The organism is Ectobacillus ponti (genome assembly GCF_024294785.1).
GTDB classification, from domain to species: domain Bacteria; phylum Bacillota; class Bacilli; order Bacillales; family Bacillaceae_G; genus Ectobacillus; species Ectobacillus ponti.
Genome location: NZ_JANCLT010000034.1, coordinates 1 through 1,661, shown reverse-complemented (window position 1 = coordinate 1,661; position 1,661 = coordinate 1). Strand labels below are relative to the sequence as shown.

Here is a 1,661-nt window from a genome sequence, read left to right as displayed (position 1 = left end):
GTCCGCAGCTCATCCTCCATGCTCGCGCTCGCCTGCTCCGCTTCGGCATCGCCGGACTGCTCCGCCGCCGACTCCTCCGCCGCCTTGCTCTGCGCAGCGAGCGCCTCCTGGAGCTTCGCACCGCAGAGAAAGGCGTCTTCGTACTCGCCTCTCTCCGCGCCTCCGCGCTTTTCCTCCTCCTCTCCCCTCTCTCCCTTCTCCGCCGCCGTCGCAGCATCAACCCAATCCGCCGCCATGAGGGAGTGCATCTCGATCCACATCGGGCAGGCCGGTATCCAGGTCGGGAACGCGTGCTGGGAGCTCTATTGCCTCGAGCATGGCATCCAGCCTGATGGACAGATGCCCGGTGACAAGACCGTTGGGGGAGGTGATGATGCTTTTAACACCTTCTTCAGTGAGACTGGTGCTGGGAAGCATGTCCCCCGTGCTGTATTTGTTGATCTTGAGCCTACTGTGATTGATGAGGTGAGGACTGGTGACTACCGCCAGCTCTTCCACCCTGAGCAGCTCATCACTGGCAAGGAGGATGCAGCCAACAACTTTGCCCGTGGTCACTACACCATTGGCAAGGAGATTGTTGATCTGTGCCTTGACCGCATCAGGAAGCTTGCCGACAACTGCACTGGTCTCCAGGGCTTCCTTGTGTTCAACGCTGTTGGAGGAGGAACGGGCTCCGGTCTCGGTTCCCTTCTCCTTGAGCGTCTCTCTGTGGACTATGGCAAGAAGTCCAAGCTCGGGTTCACCGTGTACCCGTCCCCTCAGGTCTCCACCTCTGTGGTTGAGCCATACAACAGTGTCCTCTCCACCCACTCCCTCCTTGAGCACACCGATGTCGCTGTCCTGCTCGACAATGAGGCCATCTATGACATCTGCCGCCGCTCCCTCGACATTGAGCGCCCAACCTACACCAACCTCAACAGGCTTGTGTCCCAGGTCATCTCCTCACTGACTGCCTCCCTGAGGTTCGATGGTGCTCTGAATGTGGATGTCAACGAGTTCCAAACCAACCTGGTGCCCTACCCGAGGATCCACTTCATGCTTTCCTCCTACGCCCCGGTGATCTCGGCCGAGAAGGCCTACCACGAGCAGCTCTCCGTGGCGGAGATCACCAACAGCGCCTTCGAGCCGTCCTCCATGATGGCCAAGTGCGACCCGCGCCACGGCAAGTACATGGCGTGCTGCCTGATGTACCGCGGCGACGTGGTCCCCAAGGACGTGAACGCCGCGGTGGCCACCATCAAGACGAAGCGCACCATCCAGTTCGTGGACTGGTGCCCCACGGGGTTCAAGTGCGGCATCAACTACCAGCCGCCCAGCGTCGTCCCGGGGGGAGACCTGGCCAAGGTGCAGAGGGCCGTGTGCATGATCTCCAACTCCACCAGCGTCGTGGAGGTGTTCTCCCGCATCGACCTCAAGTTCGACCTCATGTACTCCAAGCGCGCCTTCGTCCACTGGTACGTCGGCGAGGGCATGGAGGAGGGGGAGTTCTCCGAGGCCCGCGAGGACCTCGCCGCGCTGGAGAAGGACTACGAGGAGGTCGGCTCCGAGTTCGACGATGGTGACGAGGGTGATGAGGGTGACGAGTACTAGAGAGGTTCAGGGTTCTTGCCTGGTGCCTTGGCAATGCTTGATTACTGCTGCTATCCTATGATCTGTCCGTG

Annotated in this window: 2 protein-coding genes; one reads left to right on the top strand and one right to left on the bottom strand. The window is 60.7% G+C overall.

The annotated features are described in order from the left end of the window. Nucleotides 1-260: hypothetical protein (locus NK662_RS24430; protein WP_254761315.1), on the bottom strand; the 260-nt coding region annotated here is incomplete at its 3' end. On the opposite strand from NK662_RS24430, the gene NK662_RS24425 reads away from it, so the two are divergent. Then, nucleotides 235-1,590 (top strand): tubulin alpha chain, encoded by a 1,356-nt coding sequence (locus tag NK662_RS24425; protein ID WP_254761314.1) that lies wholly within the window; start codon nt 235-237, stop codon nt 1,588-1,590. The genes NK662_RS24430 and NK662_RS24425 overlap by 26 nt on opposite strands. The last annotated feature ends 71 nt before the right edge of the window (nt 1,591-1,661 follow it).

Coding starts and splice junctions, on each gene's coding strand:
- NK662_RS24425 (WP_254761314.1), top strand. CDS start 235: ATGAGGGAGTGCATCTCGATCCACATCGGGCAGGCCGGTATCCAGGTC.